At 51.1% G+C, this 15,371-nt stretch carries 14 protein-coding genes; 7 read left to right on the forward strand and 7 right to left on the reverse strand.

Going from position 1 to position 15,371, the window contains the following annotated elements; genetic code table 11:
* Positions 1-192: 192 nt before the first annotated feature.
* From BP71_RS20100 to BP71_RS20120, 5 genes are all read right to left on the reverse strand, one after another.
* Positions 193-1,776, reverse strand: coding sequence for a SusD/RagB family nutrient-binding outer membrane lipoprotein (locus BP71_RS20100; protein ID WP_496382478.1), 1,584 nt, complete (start codon positions 1,774-1,776; stop codon positions 193-195).
* A gap of 47 nt (positions 1,777-1,823) precedes the next feature.
* Positions 1,824-5,243: a SusC/RagA family TonB-linked outer membrane protein gene (locus BP71_RS20105; protein ID WP_496382479.1), complete on the reverse strand. Its 3,420-nt coding sequence runs from the start codon at positions 5,241-5,243 to the stop codon at positions 1,824-1,826.
* Positions 5,244-5,500: 257 nt separating this feature from the next.
* Positions 5,501-6,532, reverse strand: coding sequence for a FecR family protein (locus BP71_RS20110; protein ID WP_496382481.1), 1,032 nt, complete (start codon positions 6,530-6,532; stop codon positions 5,501-5,503).
* A 20-nt stretch (positions 6,533-6,552) separates the two neighbouring features.
* Entirely contained in the window at positions 6,553-7,107 is a 555-nt protein-coding gene (locus BP71_RS20115; protein ID WP_496382483.1) for an RNA polymerase sigma-70 factor, read from the reverse strand.
* A 115-nt stretch (positions 7,108-7,222) separates the two neighbouring features.
* Positions 7,223-7,396 (reverse strand): hypothetical protein, encoded by a 174-nt coding sequence (locus BP71_RS20120; RefSeq protein WP_496382485.1) that lies wholly within the window; start codon positions 7,394-7,396, stop codon positions 7,223-7,225.
* Here BP71_RS20120 and BP71_RS20125 point away from each other — a divergent pair.
* The 4 genes from BP71_RS20125 to BP71_RS20140 all read left to right on the forward strand — a co-directional run bounded on the left by BP71_RS20125 (position 7,395) and on the right by BP71_RS20140 (position 9,285).
* Positions 7,395-7,802, forward strand: coding sequence for a VOC family protein (locus BP71_RS20125; protein ID WP_496382487.1), 408 nt, complete (start codon positions 7,395-7,397; stop codon positions 7,800-7,802). The genes BP71_RS20120 and BP71_RS20125 overlap by 2 nt on opposite strands.
* Positions 7,792-8,376 (forward strand): YdeI/OmpD-associated family protein, encoded by a 585-nt coding sequence (locus BP71_RS20130; protein WP_496382489.1) that lies wholly within the window; start codon positions 7,792-7,794, stop codon positions 8,374-8,376. Before BP71_RS20125 ends, BP71_RS20130 begins: the two co-directional genes overlap by 11 nt.
* 44 nt (positions 8,377-8,420) lie before the next feature.
* The gene (locus tag BP71_RS20135) at positions 8,421-8,960 is read left to right on the forward strand and encodes a GNAT family N-acetyltransferase (RefSeq protein WP_496382491.1); all 540 of its coding nucleotides are present in this window, start codon (positions 8,421-8,423) and stop codon (positions 8,958-8,960) included.
* Positions 8,961-9,054: 94 nt separating this feature from the next.
* The gene (locus BP71_RS20140) at positions 9,055-9,285 is read left to right on the forward strand and encodes a hypothetical protein (RefSeq protein ID WP_496382492.1); all 231 of its coding nucleotides are present in this window, start codon (positions 9,055-9,057) and stop codon (positions 9,283-9,285) included.
* 160 nt (positions 9,286-9,445) lie between these two features.
* Here the strand turns inward: BP71_RS20140 and BP71_RS20145 are convergent, their stop codons facing one another.
* Positions 9,446-9,973 carry a hypothetical protein gene (locus BP71_RS20145; RefSeq protein WP_496382494.1) on the reverse strand — a complete coding sequence of 176 codons (528 nt, stop codon included), beginning with the start codon at positions 9,971-9,973 and terminating at the stop codon, positions 9,446-9,448.
* Between the two features lie 151 nt (positions 9,974-10,124).
* On the opposite strand from BP71_RS20145, the gene BP71_RS20150 reads away from it, so the two are divergent.
* The 3 genes from BP71_RS20150 (at position 10,125) to BP71_RS20160 (ending at position 11,159) form a co-directional block, all read left to right on the forward strand.
* Positions 10,125-10,352, forward strand: a complete 228-nt coding sequence (locus tag BP71_RS20150; protein ID WP_496382496.1) for a type II toxin-antitoxin system HicA family toxin — start codon at positions 10,125-10,127, stop codon at positions 10,350-10,352.
* Positions 10,334-10,717 (forward strand): type II toxin-antitoxin system HicB family antitoxin, encoded by a 384-nt coding sequence (locus BP71_RS20155; protein WP_496382498.1) that lies wholly within the window; start codon positions 10,334-10,336, stop codon positions 10,715-10,717. Before BP71_RS20150 ends, BP71_RS20155 begins: the two co-directional genes overlap by 19 nt.
* 319 nt (positions 10,718-11,036) lie before the next feature.
* A complete protein-coding gene (locus BP71_RS20160; protein ID WP_496382500.1) occupies positions 11,037-11,159 on the forward strand; it encodes a hypothetical protein in 123 nt (40 codons plus the stop codon).
* 192 nt (positions 11,160-11,351) lie between these two features.
* Here BP71_RS20160 and BP71_RS20165 read toward each other — a convergent pair whose 3' ends face one another.
* Positions 11,352-15,197, reverse strand: a complete 3,846-nt coding sequence (locus tag BP71_RS20165) for a PVC-type heme-binding CxxCH protein (RefSeq protein ID WP_496382502.1) — start codon at positions 15,195-15,197, stop codon at positions 11,352-11,354.
* Positions 15,198-15,371: the final 174 nt, after the last annotated feature.

Consider the following 15,371-nt stretch of genomic DNA (forward strand, 5'->3'; position numbering starts at 1 on the left):
GACGAAGGAGGAAAGGGAGGATGGAGGAATGTCATGTTGCAAAGTCGGAGCACTTGCAGCATGGTGCAATTCGGAGTACGGACTGTCTTCGACCGCCGGGCGGCCCCGAGCGCTCAGACTGACATACTTCCTTTCTTTTCTTCCTTCCTCCCCTTCTCCCCTTCTCCTTTCCTCCATCTTCCCTTTCCTCCCCTATTTATCCCACCAGATTCTGGTCGTGAACAAATCCGGGCCCTGCTTGCTGACTGCTGCACTGTATGCCTCACGATTTAAACTGGCCTCCGATTCCGGATAGCGTAGCCTTCTCGGAATCGTGCCGCCTGTTTCGTTGCCTGCATAGTTGGTTGGAGTTAGTTGCGGGATGCCGGTGCGGCGCCAGTTGGCGTATACTTCGATATTGTTCATGAATTGCGAGGCCCAGAACTGGGTGTGGATTTGCTTCATACCTGCTTCCAATGTCGTTGCATTGTACGGGTTTGCCGTCAGGTAGGCCTGGATTTGTACGGCGGTTACCGTCACATTGCCGGGGTACAATGTCTGCGATTCCATCGAGGCTTTTACCGCATTGTCATAATACATTTTCACATCACCGGTCGTCCATTTGCGTAATGCAGCTTCGGCCAGCAGCAGCGATACCTCCGCGTAGCTCTGGAAAATAGTCGGTGCGGCCAGGGCTGCGATGGTGTTGATATTGATCTCCGAATATTCGGCTTGCATATTGTCCGTCCAGCCAGGAACGAGGTCTTTAATGGTGGTATAATCATAACCGCCGGGCAACCCCTTCTGAACGTCCGGAGCGCTGGCTTGTGGCAGCTTCGCCGCGTCGGCATTGCCTTGCCACAACGTCGAATAGAACGGCAGCCGTGGATCTTTCGTCGTTTTCAGGTAATCAATAAAGGTTTTGTTCAATTTGGAATAACCCTTACCCTGCGCCGACGGCGGTACCCCTTCCCCACCCTGCAAAAGATAACTATTCACATTCCAGTTATTCGCCGAGCCTCCCGTATGGTCGAGCTTCGCGATATCCGCATTGCTTTGCATGACGCCGCCTGCAATGGCCTTTTTGACCCAGGTCTCGGCCATCGCGATATCCACTTTTGTAAGCCGCATGCCAAGCCGCAGCATCAGCGAATAGGCAAACTTCTTCCACTGGGCCGCATCGCCGCCGTAGAGAAAGTCCGCTCCGCCGAACGACGCTTTCGACGCATCAAGCGCCACCGCGCTGGTTTCGAGCTCGCCCAACATGGAAGCGTAAATCTGGTCCTGCGTGTCATATCCGGGCTTGTACACCGATTCGATATAGCCCAAACCCGCCTGCGAATAAGGAATATCACCGTACATATCGGTCACGCGATGGAGGATAAAAATCCGCCAGATACGTGCGATATGGTACAGATTGCTCATATCGGGCTTGTCTTTCAAGAGCGAAATAATCTGCGCGGTTTCTTTCAGTTCGCTACTGTAAGCGGTTTCGAAAAGGCCCTTGTTGTAATCCTGCTTGTACAGGTATTTGTCGCCCGTCCATTGCCAGGCATTCAGCGAGGCGAAGTATTGCACGAAGCAGCCCGACAGTTTATCGTTGGCATACAACGTGTTATTATCCCCGTCGCCGGCCGTTTTGATAATACTATTAGAGAATAGACTGCCGATCACCGGTTCGGTGTAAGCATTGGGATTCACATTCATTTCCTCAAAACCATTATCGCAGGCGGCCAGGCACATAGCGCCCGCGAGCAGGGCGGAGAAGGCTTTCAGACTGATATTTTTATAGCTCATAAATCAAGGTCAAAATTGGTAGTTCAAACATTCATATACTCTCATTATCAAAACCTTACCATCAGGTTCAAACCAAAGCTGCGGGTGGGCGGCACACCAAAATTCTCCAAACCCTGCGCATTACCATTGCTGTAATTCGACTCCGGATCGACATTCTTCACCTGGCTGTAAATAAGCAGGAGGTTACGCGCTACGAACGACAGGCTAGCCGACTGAAAAGGTGTTTTGGAAACGATATTCTGTGGTAATGCATAACCGAATGTCAGCTGGCGGAGCTTGATGAAACCAGCATCGGACACAAACTGGTCGGTGAGCGAGAATGCGATGCCCTGGTAGTAGTTCTGCGCGGGAATGTTTTTGGTAAATGGCGCCCCTTCCTGGTCCACGCCTGTCACGGTAACGCCGGTTTCCCGGACGTTGTTCTCCACTGTTTGTTTGTGCAAACCATAATTGGTGGCATAAGCATTGGTCGAAACATACATTTTGGAGCCAAACTTGCCGTCGAGCAGAAAGCCCAGTGAAAAGGTTTTGTAACGGAATGTATTCGTCAAACCCAATGTCAGCGGAGGCACGCCGCGGCCCAATGACGTAAATGCGCTTTGCAACGGCAAGCCACTGTCGCGGTTGTAAACGACGTTGCCATTCGCATCCGTTTTGGCGCGGTAACCCGAGATCATTCCAAACGGCTGGCCCTCAAAATGGTACACAAAACCATTCTGCGTACGAGCGATCGCACCGGGCAATGCGAGACTGGTCAAACCGTCTGCAATTTTCACGACGGTGTTTTTATTATAAGCCATATTAAAGCTCACATCCCAGCCAAAACCATTAGCCGATTTCACCGGCGAGCCCGTCAGCAAAAGCTCGATCCCGCGGTTTTGCACCTTACCCACATTGAGGGAGACATTGGTATAACTGGTTGAAAATGGAACTGTTGCACGTACGATATCATTGGTTGTCGTCCGATCGTAAAGGGTAATGTCCGCGCCGAGCTTGTTGCCGAATAACTTCGTTTCGATACCGAATTCCGTAGTCGTGGAAGTGTACGGTTTCAACTGCGCATTCGGAATGGTACCGCCGTTGATATTCATCAGCGGCTGGCCCAAATGCGACTGCGGGGGTGCTGCGTAGGCCAATGTCAACCCGTAAGGATCCGGCGCGCCGCCACCCACCTTAGCCCACGAAGTGCGTACCTTCCCGTAATCCAGCCAGGAAGGTTTGGATTTGAAACCATCCGAAAACACATAGCTTAACCCCACCGAGGGGTAAAACAGTGTGTTGTTATCTTTGGAAAGTGTCGAAAACCAGTCTTGCCGGCCTGTTAACGTCAAATAAAGCAGGTTATTAAACCCGATATCAGCCGAAGCAAAAAGCGAATTGATACCAAACTCACGCGCCGTTTCAGTATAAACCTGGCTGCTGCCGTTGGTAATAAAGTAGTTAAAAGGCACATTCAACCGCCCGCTGACCGCGCTCACGCCGTTGGTATTGTTGTACATCTTGTTGCCGCCTGCAATGGCATTGACAGAAAACCGCCCAAATTCCTTATTGAACCCAACAATGGCTTCCGCATTGGTTTCATAAGTTGTGATTCGCCGGGTCGACATTTCGCCCTGCGTGTTGTAAGCCGTTCCGGTGGGCGTAATGTCCTCACCTCTGATTGAAAACTGGTCGATACCCAGTCGCCCACGCACGTAGAGATAGTCGGTAACATTGTATCGCGTACTGAATGAACCGATTACCCGCCGCTTATCATCCTCATTACGAACCTTGTTCGCGGCGAAATACGGGTTCATTACAAAAACGTAATCATTCCAAAGCTGCTCATAACCGCGTTCGTCATAACCCGGCGAAAGCGTGCGGATATCGAGGTTCGTAGCCGCTACCTGCACCGATGCGTTCGGGTTTTTGGTAAAATCGGCTACAAACGTCCGGTTTTTGACATTCTCGATATTGTACTGCACGTTCCCCTCGAAAACAACCTTTTTAGCCAATGTCGATGAAGCGCTCAGATTGAAAGTTTTCCGGTTCACCGACGAGTTGGGCACCACGCCTTTGTTATCCATATTGGAAGCCGAGAACCGGAAATTGGACGTTTCGTTCCCGCCATTGATCGCCAGCGTGTTGCTGAATGTGCTGCCGGTGTCGTAGAAGTTTTTGATATTGTTTTTCTGGGCTGAATAGGGCCTCGCCTGGCCATCGGGCTGCATCACCATCGAGCCGTCCAGCTTCGCCCCCCAGGAGGTGCGACCGTATGAAATGGCCTCCGCCTGCGAGGTAGGCGCCACGCCGCGTGAACCTGAGCCGTATTGATATTGCCAGTCGGAAAAGGTAAGCGGACGTTCGAAAGTATAGTTAGAGTTAAATTCGACGCCAAGCCCTTTTTGCCCTTTACCCGATTTGGTAGTGATCAAAATAACCCCGTTGGACGCCCGTGAGCCGTAAAGCGCCGCCGCGGTCCCACCTTTCAATACGGAAATGCTTTCAATATCGTCGGGGTTAATGCTCAGCAGGCCGTCGCCATTATCAGTTCCGCCCCAGGTACCGGGTGAGCCCTGGTTTGCATTGTTGATGGGAATACCATTTACAACGTAGAGCGGTTGATTATCGCCACTGAGCGAACCGTTGCCGCGGATGATCACGCGGCTGGAACCCGCCGCACCGTTAGCCGTGCTCGTCGCATTCACGCCCGCGATTTTTCCGGATAATGCATTACCCAGGTTGGCTTCCCGTGCCTGCGTGAACTCGCTGCCTTTCACTTCGGTCACCGCGTAGGTCAATGCTTTTTTATCTTTGGCAATACCCAATGCAGTCACCACCACCTCATTCAGCGACTTGGCCTCGGGTGCCATTTTAATGGAAATATCACTTTTCCCTCCCACCGCTACCTCCTGCGCAATGTAGCCTACGAAGCTGAAAATCAGCACCGCATTGTCGTTCAGTACGTCCAGCGTAAACTTACCGTCGGCGTTCGTCGTAGTACCGGTTTGCGTACCTTTTACGAGAATGCTCACGCCGGGCAGCGGATCACCTTTTTCGTCGGCCACCGAGCCGGTCAGCTTGCGGATCACCGATTTAATGTCCGGCGCCTGCACAGATTCCGGGGCCTTGCGATGCAGCAGAATGTGCGAATCCACCACTTCATAACCCACGCTGAGGGGCGTCAGAAGCTCGTCGAGCACCTTCGAAAGCTTGCTGTTCACCGCATTCACCGACACTCTTTGATGTGCATTGATGCTGTTGCCGCTGTAAATGAATTTGATGCTGGTTTGCTTTTCGATGCGGGCGAGGACGTTTTTTACCTCCGCCGATTGTACGCTCAGCGACACTTCCTGCCGGAGTATTTCCTGCGCCCGCGTTTCGGCCGCAAAGGAAAGTCCGCAGAAAAGCGCCGAGCATACCAGCTGAACGACAGTTATTTGCATAGCACGAATCAATAACCGTTTGACGGATATGGTTTTTTGCATAATTTTAAAGTGTTTTTGATTTGTAAGAGACTCAGGAACAAATGCATCCGGTCCGGAATTGGCGTTTCGGTCGGATGTTTCAAAGGCCAGTAATGCTCGCAACATTATTGGCTTTTTTTGTGGGTCAGCGTTTAGGCATAGGCAGGGGGTTGGAAAGGTTAGTATGGTTAGGAATGGTCGTTAGTGGTCAGGTTTGGGCCGGGATTGTCAGCTTCATGTTGTCAGGTTTGGTCAAATGAATCATTAGTTTGGATGCTCTATTTCGGACAACCGTCACCGTTGACAAAAAAGGTCGTCCCGCGCAGTTCATAGCTCGCATTCACCGACTTGCAGATAAAACGGAGCTGGGTATGGAGCGGCAGGCCGGTAATGTCGCCGGTAAATATGCAATTATTCAATGCGGGGTTTTCGACGACGATTTCCACGTCATAGGCTTTTTGCAGGGCATTCAAAACCGCTTGCAGCGGCGACTCTTCGAATGCCAGCTCGCGCGTCTGTACCGGCAGCTCTACCATCACCGGCGCTTCCACCAGCTCGGGAATCAGCTTTTTCGCTTCCTTATCGAATGTGATTTTTTGATTGGGCCTTAAAATGACCCCATTCCGGCTCTCGGGTGATTTCGCCTGATTTTCATACACCGAAACCTTCCCGCTCAGCACCTGCACCTCGATCGTCCGCGCATGGCCGAACGATGTAACTTTGAAACTCGTCCCCAAAACCTGCGTCACCAGCTCGCCCGAATACACGAAGAACGGCCGTGAGGTATCGCGTTTGATATTGAAAATAGCCTCCCCTTCCAGCTCCACCTGCCGGTTTTTCGGGTCAAAATGCCGGGGGTAGCGCAGGGTGCTTTCTTTCGCGAGTGTGATCACCGAGCCATCTTCAAGCCTCAGCGATTGCTCCCCACCAGTTGTATTTTTTATGACCAGATAATCTTTCAAATGCGGCGTTACCAGCTGCGATGGTTTGATCTGATTTACCAAACGGGCATCCGAATCGCTGAACATCCCGGGCCGGAACATGTACAATGCAACCGTGAGCAGCACTGCCGCCGCAATACCCATTCCGATCCGCACAACCGGTGTGCGCCAGCCCGGCGAAGGCAATGCATTCTGCCGGATCTGCTTCCAGATCTTCTTTTCGGTAACCGCCTGCTCTGTGCCCGTGAGCGGCTCCGGCGCGTGCGCATGCACGTGCTCCGACCATTCGAGCACCTGCCGCTCCTCCTCGGGGCTGCAATTACCGGCCAGGTATTTTTGTAATAATATGTCGAATTCGTGTTGATTCATTATCGATGTAGTTTTCCAGGCTAATGATCTGAATTATAAACCCTGAGCTGATCTTTCAGGACTTTGAGGGACTGCGTGATGTGGTATTCGACGCCTTTTTCGGACAAACTCAGTCGTTCGGCAATATCCTTCACCGACTGGTTTTCAAACCGGCTCAGCCTGAAAACCTCGCAAGTTTTTTCGGGCAGTTTTTTCATCACCTCGTCCACGGCCCGCGAAAGGTCCTCGAAACGAACGATTTCCTCGGTGCCGTAGGATTGGCGCATCTCGCTCAGGATCAGATATTCCTGATATTTTCGCTGGGTAATGCAGGATTTAATGTAGTTGGTGATGCGGTGTTTCATGGAAACCACCAGATAAGCTTTCAGGTGGCGGATAAAAGAATCCTCACGCTTGTACCAGAGGTTTTCGAAGACATCCTGCACCAATTCTTCGGCCTCCTCCCTGGTGCCGGTTTCCTGAAACGCGATACCGAACAGCCGGTACCAGTACCTGGCATAGATCTCCTCAAAGGCACGCGCATCGCCGTGTTGGAGAAATTCTACCAGCTGTTCGTCCGTAAAGCGTTTGTACATAGGTTTAGGAATAACGTCGTGCATATATAGGCAACTAACGCTTCAAAATCCCTAGTCGGTTCTGTAAAAAATTTTGAATTTATTTTTAATTGAAGAATTTTCTTTCGCGGTTTAATTATTTAGTGATAACATTTAAACATCTATATGCAGTTTCAGCCAAATGACTATCAAGAAGTTCCCGGATTTCTGGCAGGATTTTTTCAAGCCTCCCAAAACCTGCTGACATAAGGCTGTCACCATCACCATTTAGCTTTGTATCAACATCAAACCAAAAACCTTTAACGAACATGGCCACCGCAACTTCACTCAGAGGATTCGCAACTGTTAACTTCTATGCAGCCGATCTGGACGCTGCCAAAAAATGGTATTCGGATGTATTTGAAATAGCCCCATACTTCGAAAAACCGGGTTACATCGAGTTCCGCGTGGGTGATTATGAGCACGAAATGGGTATCATCGACGCTAAATGGGCACCTCCGGGTGCGACGGGAGCGCCGGCCGGGTCGATCGTTTACTGGCATGTCGATGATGTGGAAGGCGCTTATCAAAGACTGCTCGACCTCGGCGCCACGAGCTACCAGCCCGTGATTACCCGCGGAGAAGGATTTGTGACGGCATCGGTCGTCGATCCGTTTGGCAACATTCTGGGGATCATGTTCAACAAGCATTATCTGTCGATCGTCAATGGAAACTAAAAACGGCATCGAAGCTATCCCCGCGCCATCCAATAAGGAATGGCGCGCGTGGCTGGCCAAAAACGGCAAGAAGAAAGACGCCGTTTTCCTGATCATTTACCACAAAGACAGCCCTACGCCCAGCATCGGCTACAAAGAGTCGATCGAGCACGCATTGTGCTACGGCTGGATCGACAGCAAGGCCGTCAAACGCGATGAGGAGAGTTTTTACCTCACCTTCACCAAACGAAACCCGAAAAGTAAATGGAGCACGGTTAACAAGGAACGTGCCGCGCGGATGATCGCCGCCGGGCTCATGCGCGCTGAGGGGCAGGCGATGATCGACCTCGCGAAGGAAACCGGGGCGTGGGACTCGCTCGAAACCGCCGGCAATGCCGTCATTCCCGATGATCTGCAAGCAGCGTTCGATACAAATGCAAAGGCTTTTGCGCATTTTGAAAAATTCCCTCCATCGTCCAAAAGACTTATCCTGGAATGGATTTTGAATGCCAAACGACGGGAAACACGTGAAAAACGCATCGCGCAGTCGGTGGAGATGGCCTCGCGTAACGAGCGGGCCAATCATCCGCGCTAAGCGGACGCCGGCGGCTGTACACGCACCCGCACACATGAGAGGTTATGGCAAAATCCGAATATCAATTCAAACCGGTCGACCGCAAAACCTGGCCCGATTTTGAAAGACTGTTCGAGGAAAAAGGCGGCCCGAGCTACTGCTGGTGCATGGCCTGGCGCGAGCTCGATAAGGACGGCCGGAACGACAACAAAGCGAAGAAAAAGGCATTAAAAAGCCAGGTGGACGGCAAAATTCCCATCGGCCTGATCGGCTACCACGATGGCGAGCCCATTGCCTGGTGCTCGGTAGGCCCGCGCGACAGCTTCCGCGACCTCGGTGGCGACGATAAGCTTGAAGGCGTTTGGTCGATCACCTGCTTCTTCGTCCGCCGTGACCACCGTAAAAACCGCCTCACCGAACAAATGATCAATGAGGCCACGCATTATGCCAAAAAGCAAGGAGCCAGGCACGTCGAAGCTTACCCCGTCAACCCTGATTCACCGAGCTACCGCTTCATGGGTTTCAAGCCATTATTCGAAAAAATGGGCTTCGATTACCGGCACAAAGCCGGTTCGCGGCGCCATGTGATGGTTGCCGACCTTTGAAACTTTGGCATTTTGCGGAAACTTTTCAGGTCATTGGTACCTTTGTTAGCAAGAATGCCCCGCATTCTTCTGACTAAACAACCCAATACCACCCATGTCCGCCCCAGAACTTACCGGCCTGCAAAAACGCGCATCAAAGTACATTAACAAAGCCATTTCCTACCAAATGCGGCCCGGAGAGGTTATCGAGGGTTACTTTTCCGGCTTCGATCCTAATTCTATTGACAGGGCTGTGATCCAGATGTCGAATGCGGCTGATAAGACTACGTTGCCGCTGATGACGGTTTTAAATTATTTTGAGGGAGTTGAGGATGAGGAGTTATAGGTGCTGGTCCTCGCATTTACGGACAATTCGCATTAGCTCAACAATTCTGGTCATCCTGACTGATGCGAATCTTGGAGGTAAATGACCGTAGATCTCCTTTTCGATCGTAGGTCGGGCGACGGCTGTTAGTCTAAGTCGGTTTAAAATATCATATTGAAAATCAGCCATCTTCTTTACTCAAAATAAGATTTCGCAGTTGATCGACAGCCAGCTTAATCTCCCTGGCACGCCCGATTCGCAGCATATCCGCGAGGGCCATTAATTCATACAATTTGGGATCAAGTTGGCAGGCTTTCGGAACTGTTGAATAAAGGGGCTCGATCTCGTGACCATTCACTTCGCCATTAGGATCAGCCCAAACATAAGTCATTTGGCCCACAAAATTACCCGATAACATCGGTGCCGAATGAGCAGTCGGCAAACCCCGCACCAAACCGCCGGGTGAAGCTGGAAAAACGTATTTCAAGCCGTATTGAAGGAAATCCAGCAAGTTAGAGCGGAACAGGGTCTGTTTCAAATCGTTAATCAAACCAGCTTGTTGCGAGCGATGGAGCGATTCACTGACCTCAGAATTACTCACAAAGAGTGACTGGCCAATGTCCTTTTGCAGCCAGGAGCGCCCTGGCATTTCACTGACTTTCAATAATATAACTACGTCGAGTGGACGCATTCCGTTGTGTTTTCTCATAAATCGAATTCTTGATTCGCGATTTGCAAATTACGAATTCGATGGAGCAAACAAAACAAATTTCAAACGTTTGGAAATTTGTTTTGTTTGTAACTAAATTGCAGTTACACACTATAACTATGAGCCAAATTGAAAAACTGCTGAACCATTTATGACCAAGCCCAAGGATTTGACTTGGCAAGAGCTTGTACTCATATTAAAATTTTGTGGCTACAAAGAGCTCTCTCCCCGCAAAACCGGTGGGTCACGTATCAAATTTGCGGATGAGCAAAAACACATCATCACACTGCACAGGCCTTATCCCAACCCTATTGTGAAGCGCTACGTGCCTCGAACAACTCATCACTACTCTAAAAGAAAATGGAAAGATCAAAAATGATTAATTCGCTGACTTACGATGGCTATACCGCCAGCATTCATTACAGCCCGGCCGACGAAGTTTTTTTTGGGAAACTAATCGGGGTGAATGACCTTGTCAGTTTTGAAGGCACTTCCGTCGAAGAGCTCAAACAAAGCATGAAGGAAGCCGTTGACGACTATATCGAAACCTGTATAGCAATGGGAAAGTCGCCTGAAAAGTCGTACAAGGGGGTTTTCAATGTTCGCGTATCATCCGATCTGCACAAGAAACTTGCGCTACTTGCATCGCAATATGACGTTACTTTGAATGATTTCGTAAAGTCGGTGTTGCAGTATGCATCGTCACATCAGGAACTGGGGGCTGAGGTATTTGGCACTAAGTAACACTTTCGTGTTTGAGGATGCCATTATAACAATTTCTTGCCTCACCGCCGTCTCCTGGCCTCATTCAGTCACCACTTGCATCATGCAAATTACCCTGTTGATAATTGCTGATTGAAACTTGCCCGAAAAGTCTTTACTCCTCTTGCTTTTCTCCCGGCATGCCACGAATATCCATCCTCCTAAAAGTACTTCTCGCAAATGAAAATCTTGCAGTATTGCCCTGTTATGGTGTGGGTGTGGTGAAAAAAGCCCCCCAGGCGTAAAGTACACGTCAGGACACCTAAGACAGGGCATTTTAATCATCCTAAATGTACTTTTTATGTATCAACAAACACAAACGACATCCATCGAATCCAACGATTCGATGTCCCCGGCTTATCTGACATTCCGGGAGCTGGTGCATTTCTACCAGCGCATTGACAGAATGAGTTGCGCTGGCTGATGCCTGCCCTCGTTTGAAAGTCCTCTATACGTTCCTCTCTTACTTTCCGCTCTTTACCTTTTTTTCCCAGTTAAACGCTCATGTTATCCTGAAAGAATATTCGCGTGACGTGATGGCTTTACATCGGCGACATCGTTCCGTTGAATGAACGACGCTTTGACTGCGCTGCGCTCCGTGACGCATTCGAGCTCATCATTTTTTTGTTAACGGCACCTGAGCCGTCGTCCTCAAATACGCGATCAGCTCTGTAACCTCTTTCTCACTCAGATTATCCAACAGCCCCGTCGGCATCATCGAGGATGGCGTCACTTCCCGCGTCTGAATGTCCGATTTGTTAATATTAACAGCATCCTGCCCCACAATGCGAAGCGTTAGCTGGCGGTCGGTTTCCTTGGCGACGTTGCCTACATACGTGCGCCCGTCGCGGGTGGTGATGACGACCATTTTGTAGTCGTCCTGGATTTCGCCGCTGGGGTCGAGGATGTTGCCGAGCAGGTAGTCGAGGTTGGCGCGGTTGGAGCCCGTGAGCTCGGGGCCGATGATACCGCCTTCGCCGTAAAGTTTATGGCAGGGCGCGCAGGTATTTTGGAAAACTATTCGGCCGTGTACTTTGCTCGCATCGGCAACGGCCTTGTCACTGAGCAGGGTACGGTACTTCTTATAGGCTTTTTCATCAAATGCAACGTGGTCTATCGGGCCCCATACCTCCACAAAACCACTGCCGACCACGCGCCGGAGCTGGCGGGCGACGTACGTGGGTACATCCTTCTTCGGGATAACATTTTTCGAAATGGCCTGGGTAAGGAGCCAGCCCGATTTCGGCCGGGAGGCGAGGGTTTGCACGGCTTCGGATTTCTCTGCTGCGTTAAATTTCGGATAGGCGTCGATGAGCTGCTTTGCCAATGGCTCGCTGTCGTACCCGGCTGTCGCACGGATGGCTTCCAGGCGCAACGCATTGTCGCTCAGCAACGCGGGGAGTTCGGTTTGGAGTTCAGGGCGCTGGCGGGCGGCGAGGGATTGTAATGCCTTTTTGCGCTCTTCCAATGCCGCGGACTTGTTTTTTAATGTCGCCAATGCTGTTTTCGCGGACTCCGTGTCACCAAATTGCCTGCCGAGGTCGGCGGCGAGCTGGGCGGTGGGTTTGTCGGCTTGTTTCAGTTTGGCATAAAGGGCATTCCAGTTTTCAGGCGTTTTAATGTCCGTGCGACCGTCCAGGCCGTCGCGCATGCCTGTGAGGAGGTCCGTGCGGTTGGCAGTGGATTTGCCGATGGCTGATATCAATGTGCTGATCTGATCGGCGTCGACAATGCGGCGTGCGATAAACTGGGTTACCATCGGTATTTTGCTCGTTGCCGCCAGGTCTAATGCTTTGGCAGGGTTATCCTTTACCAAAGGCTCCAACCCAAACCAGATCATTTTAGGAAGATTATGGTCCTGCGCATCTTCGGCGTGGGCAAGCAAACCTTTCGTCATACTCCATTTCGCATTCGCATCCAACCGTTGCAGCGCCGAAGCCAGGTACAGCCGTACAACAGGTGACGAATCATTTGCCGCCATTTCCGCAAATTGACTTACAATGTCCGACCCAGGCTGCGCATCCTCGCACAGGAACTGGACCGCCCAGGCGCGTACGTGTGCGTCCGCATCCGACAAGGCCTGTTTCAACGTGGCGACACTCAGATTATCCGTCACTTTCAATGCCCACATCGCGCGGAGGCGGTTGTCGGCGTTGTCTTTGGATTTGTATAATGCATTCAGTTTTTCAACTGCTTCTGCTGAGATCTTTCCATTCACAGCACGACCTTGCAGGATTATGCGCGCACGGCGGGCGTGCCATTCGCTTTTGCTCGTTTGCAATGCGGCGAGTTCCGTGTCGGGAAGTTTGTTCAGGTCGTCGTAGCGGCCTTTCCAGTTTTCGGCCAGGGAGTTTTTGGGCATTACCCTGAAAATCCGGCCGGTTTCGGAATTGAGCACGTCGGAACCGCAAATGTCGGCGTCGTGCCAGTCTAGGATGTACATGCCGCCCTCGGGCCCTATTTCCATACTAAAACCAACCCATTGCGCATTGTTGGCCATCAGGAAATCGTCGCTGTGCTTGCCGGAGAAGCCGGAGCCTTTCGGTATTAATTGGTCGGAGAGAATGCCGTGCTCGTGGATATTGGCCATAAAGATTTTACCGCGCTCGGAGGCCGGGAATGCGTCGGAAAGATAAATGCGCGCCCCGCCATGCGCCGAGCGGTGGCTATGGTCGGCGATGGTTTTGATATCATTGTACACGTACGGATTAAAATGCTGCCCGCCCTGCCGGTGGTAAACACCGCCGGGCACGACGTGCCACAAATGCGGGATCACGCACGCAGTGATAAAAAGCTGGCCTTTGGCATCGTAGTCAATGCCCCACGGATTGCTGAAACCGTGGGCTACCACTTCAAATTTTCTTTTTGTAGGATGGTACCGCCACACGCCACCGTTGATATCGACGCCATCCTCGACTTCGATATTCTCCGGAAACGGGTCATTATGCTTGTACAACTTGCCCTTACCGGCCGGTTTGCCCACTTTGGAAGGCGTTGCAAAACCCTGCAAGCCATAAAGCCAGCCATCCGGCCCCCAATGAAAACTATTGAGCGTCTCGTGCCGGTCACGGATGCCCCAGCCGGTGAGTCGGACCTCGATATCGTCCATATCGGCCTTATCATCGCCATTTGTATCAGGCACAAAAAGGAGATTAGGCGGAGCGCCAACGTATACCCCTCCGAAACCCACCGCCAATGCAGCCGGAAATGCCAGGCCTTCCATAAATACCTTCTTGCTATCGGCTACGCCATCGTGGTCGGTATCTTCCAGGATCAGAATGCGGCTGGTTCCGGCATTGGAAAAGCCTTTCCCGCGCGACTCGTAATCCTTGTTTTCGGCGATCCACATCCGGCCGCGGTCGTCCCAGCAGAATGCCATCGGCTGGGTCATCATCGGTTCGGAGGCAAATGCATTGACCTGACAACCTTCCTTCACCGTCATTGCCGCGACCGCTTCCTGTGCGCTGAGAAATTTGGCTTCCCTACCCTCCTTTTGAGCTAATGCCCAAAGCGCCGTGGTGTTGTACTGACCGGTGTTACCAATAAACTCCCCGAAAGTTTTATTTAACTCAACATCTTTAAATTCACCGGTATAAACTACCAATTCATGTTTAATGATCTCGGTTTCACCCTTTTTGATATGCCAATCACCCTTACGCGCCCGTGCGGGACCTGCGCCTAGCTGGCCGTCCACGCGCCAGATTTGCGGGTAACCTTTATTGGATGGATGATCGAGTATGGCAATATGCGCCAAATCATTACGCCCCGGCACCTGCATTCCAATATCCACCCACATGGCGGCCTGCCCTTCTGCCTTTTCGTTCTTTTGCCGCGCCGCATTTACTACTTCACCTTTGATACCTTCTTTCCAGGGCATTCTCACAAACAACCCGCCGTAATCGTATTTGCCGATGGTCACGTCTTTTTGCGCTTCCCCGTTCCATTCCAGATCGAGCAGGTATTTGCCGTCCTCCACGCGCATCGACCAGTTTTGCGTTTCGGTCAAGACTGCAGTGCCGGTCGAATCCATGAGGTTATATACGGTTTGCCATTTCACTTCGGTGCTTTTTCCCTCGATCACTTTGGCTGAAACCCTTTTCCAGTAACCATCGCCCGGATGGTGAAAATAATCCCGCCCATTCACGCGGGTGTAGCCCCAGTAAATGCCGGTCTGGTGCTTGTGGTGACCGGGACTGTACTCGGTGAGGACGCCCTTGCCATCCGGCGCGACGATCGGATGCAGGTAAGGGCGGAAATCGGCCTTCGCATTTTGGGTGAGAATGGGCTTGGTTTCGTTACCCCGGAAAATGCTGATGGTTTCGTCTTTTTCATTCTGCACCGCCCGCAATGTGGCATCTGCCGATGGTGCAACGACCAGTTCCGGGTCATCCGTGCCGAAATCGTAACCAAAATTTAACAATACAAAAACGAAGAGCAACGGTAAAGACCTGAGCAAGTTCATGGGCAGATTTCCTGGGTTTTAGGATTAAATACGGATGCATTATGACCATCCCTATATTTGGAAATAAGCATTCAGAGGCCAATAATTACTCAAAATTTCAAGTATCCTTCCGTTTACTTCATTTTTATTTAAACAGAATTTCCTAACTTGAGGGTAAACACTACCGCATCAGCA

This window comes from Dyadobacter ginsengisoli DSM 21015 (assembly GCF_059568735.1).

What these genes read in the sequence shown, in the direction of transcription:
- BP71_RS20100 (WP_496382478.1), bottom strand. Translation starts at nt 1,776, where the DNA reads ATGAGCTATAAAAATATCAGTCTGAAAGCCTTCTCCGCCCTGCTCGCG.
- BP71_RS20105 (WP_496382479.1), bottom strand. Translation starts at nt 5,243, where the DNA reads ATGCAAAAAACCATATCCGTCAAACGGTTATTGATTCGTGCTATGCAA.
- BP71_RS20110 (WP_496382481.1), bottom strand. Translation starts at nt 6,532, where the DNA reads ATGAATCAACACGAATTCGACATATTATTACAAAAATACCTGGCCGGT.
- BP71_RS20115 (WP_496382483.1), bottom strand. Translation starts at nt 7,107, where the DNA reads ATGTACAAACGCTTTACGGACGAACAGCTGGTAGAATTTCTCCAACAC.
- BP71_RS20125 (WP_496382487.1), top strand. Translation starts at nt 7,395, where the DNA reads ATGGCCACCGCAACTTCACTCAGAGGATTCGCAACTGTTAACTTCTAT.
- BP71_RS20120 (WP_496382485.1), bottom strand. Translation starts at nt 7,396, where the DNA reads ATGTTCGTTAAAGGTTTTTGGTTTGATGTTGATACAAAGCTAAATGGT.
- BP71_RS20130 (WP_496382489.1), top strand. Translation starts at nt 7,792, where the DNA reads ATGGAAACTAAAAACGGCATCGAAGCTATCCCCGCGCCATCCAATAAG.
- BP71_RS20135 (WP_496382491.1), top strand. Translation starts at nt 8,421, where the DNA reads ATGGCAAAATCCGAATATCAATTCAAACCGGTCGACCGCAAAACCTGG.
- BP71_RS20140 (WP_496382492.1), top strand. Translation starts at nt 9,055, where the DNA reads ATGTCCGCCCCAGAACTTACCGGCCTGCAAAAACGCGCATCAAAGTAC.
- BP71_RS20145 (WP_496382494.1), bottom strand. Translation starts at nt 9,973, where the DNA reads ATGAGAAAACACAACGGAATGCGTCCACTCGACGTAGTTATATTATTG.
- BP71_RS20150 (WP_496382496.1), top strand. Translation starts at nt 10,125, where the DNA reads ATGACCAAGCCCAAGGATTTGACTTGGCAAGAGCTTGTACTCATATTA.
- BP71_RS20155 (WP_496382498.1), top strand. Translation starts at nt 10,334, where the DNA reads ATGGAAAGATCAAAAATGATTAATTCGCTGACTTACGATGGCTATACC.
- BP71_RS20160 (WP_496382500.1), top strand. Translation starts at nt 11,037, where the DNA reads ATGTATCAACAAACACAAACGACATCCATCGAATCCAACGATTCGATG.
- BP71_RS20165 (WP_496382502.1), bottom strand. Translation starts at nt 15,197, where the DNA reads ATGAACTTGCTCAGGTCTTTACCGTTGCTCTTCGTTTTTGTATTGTTA.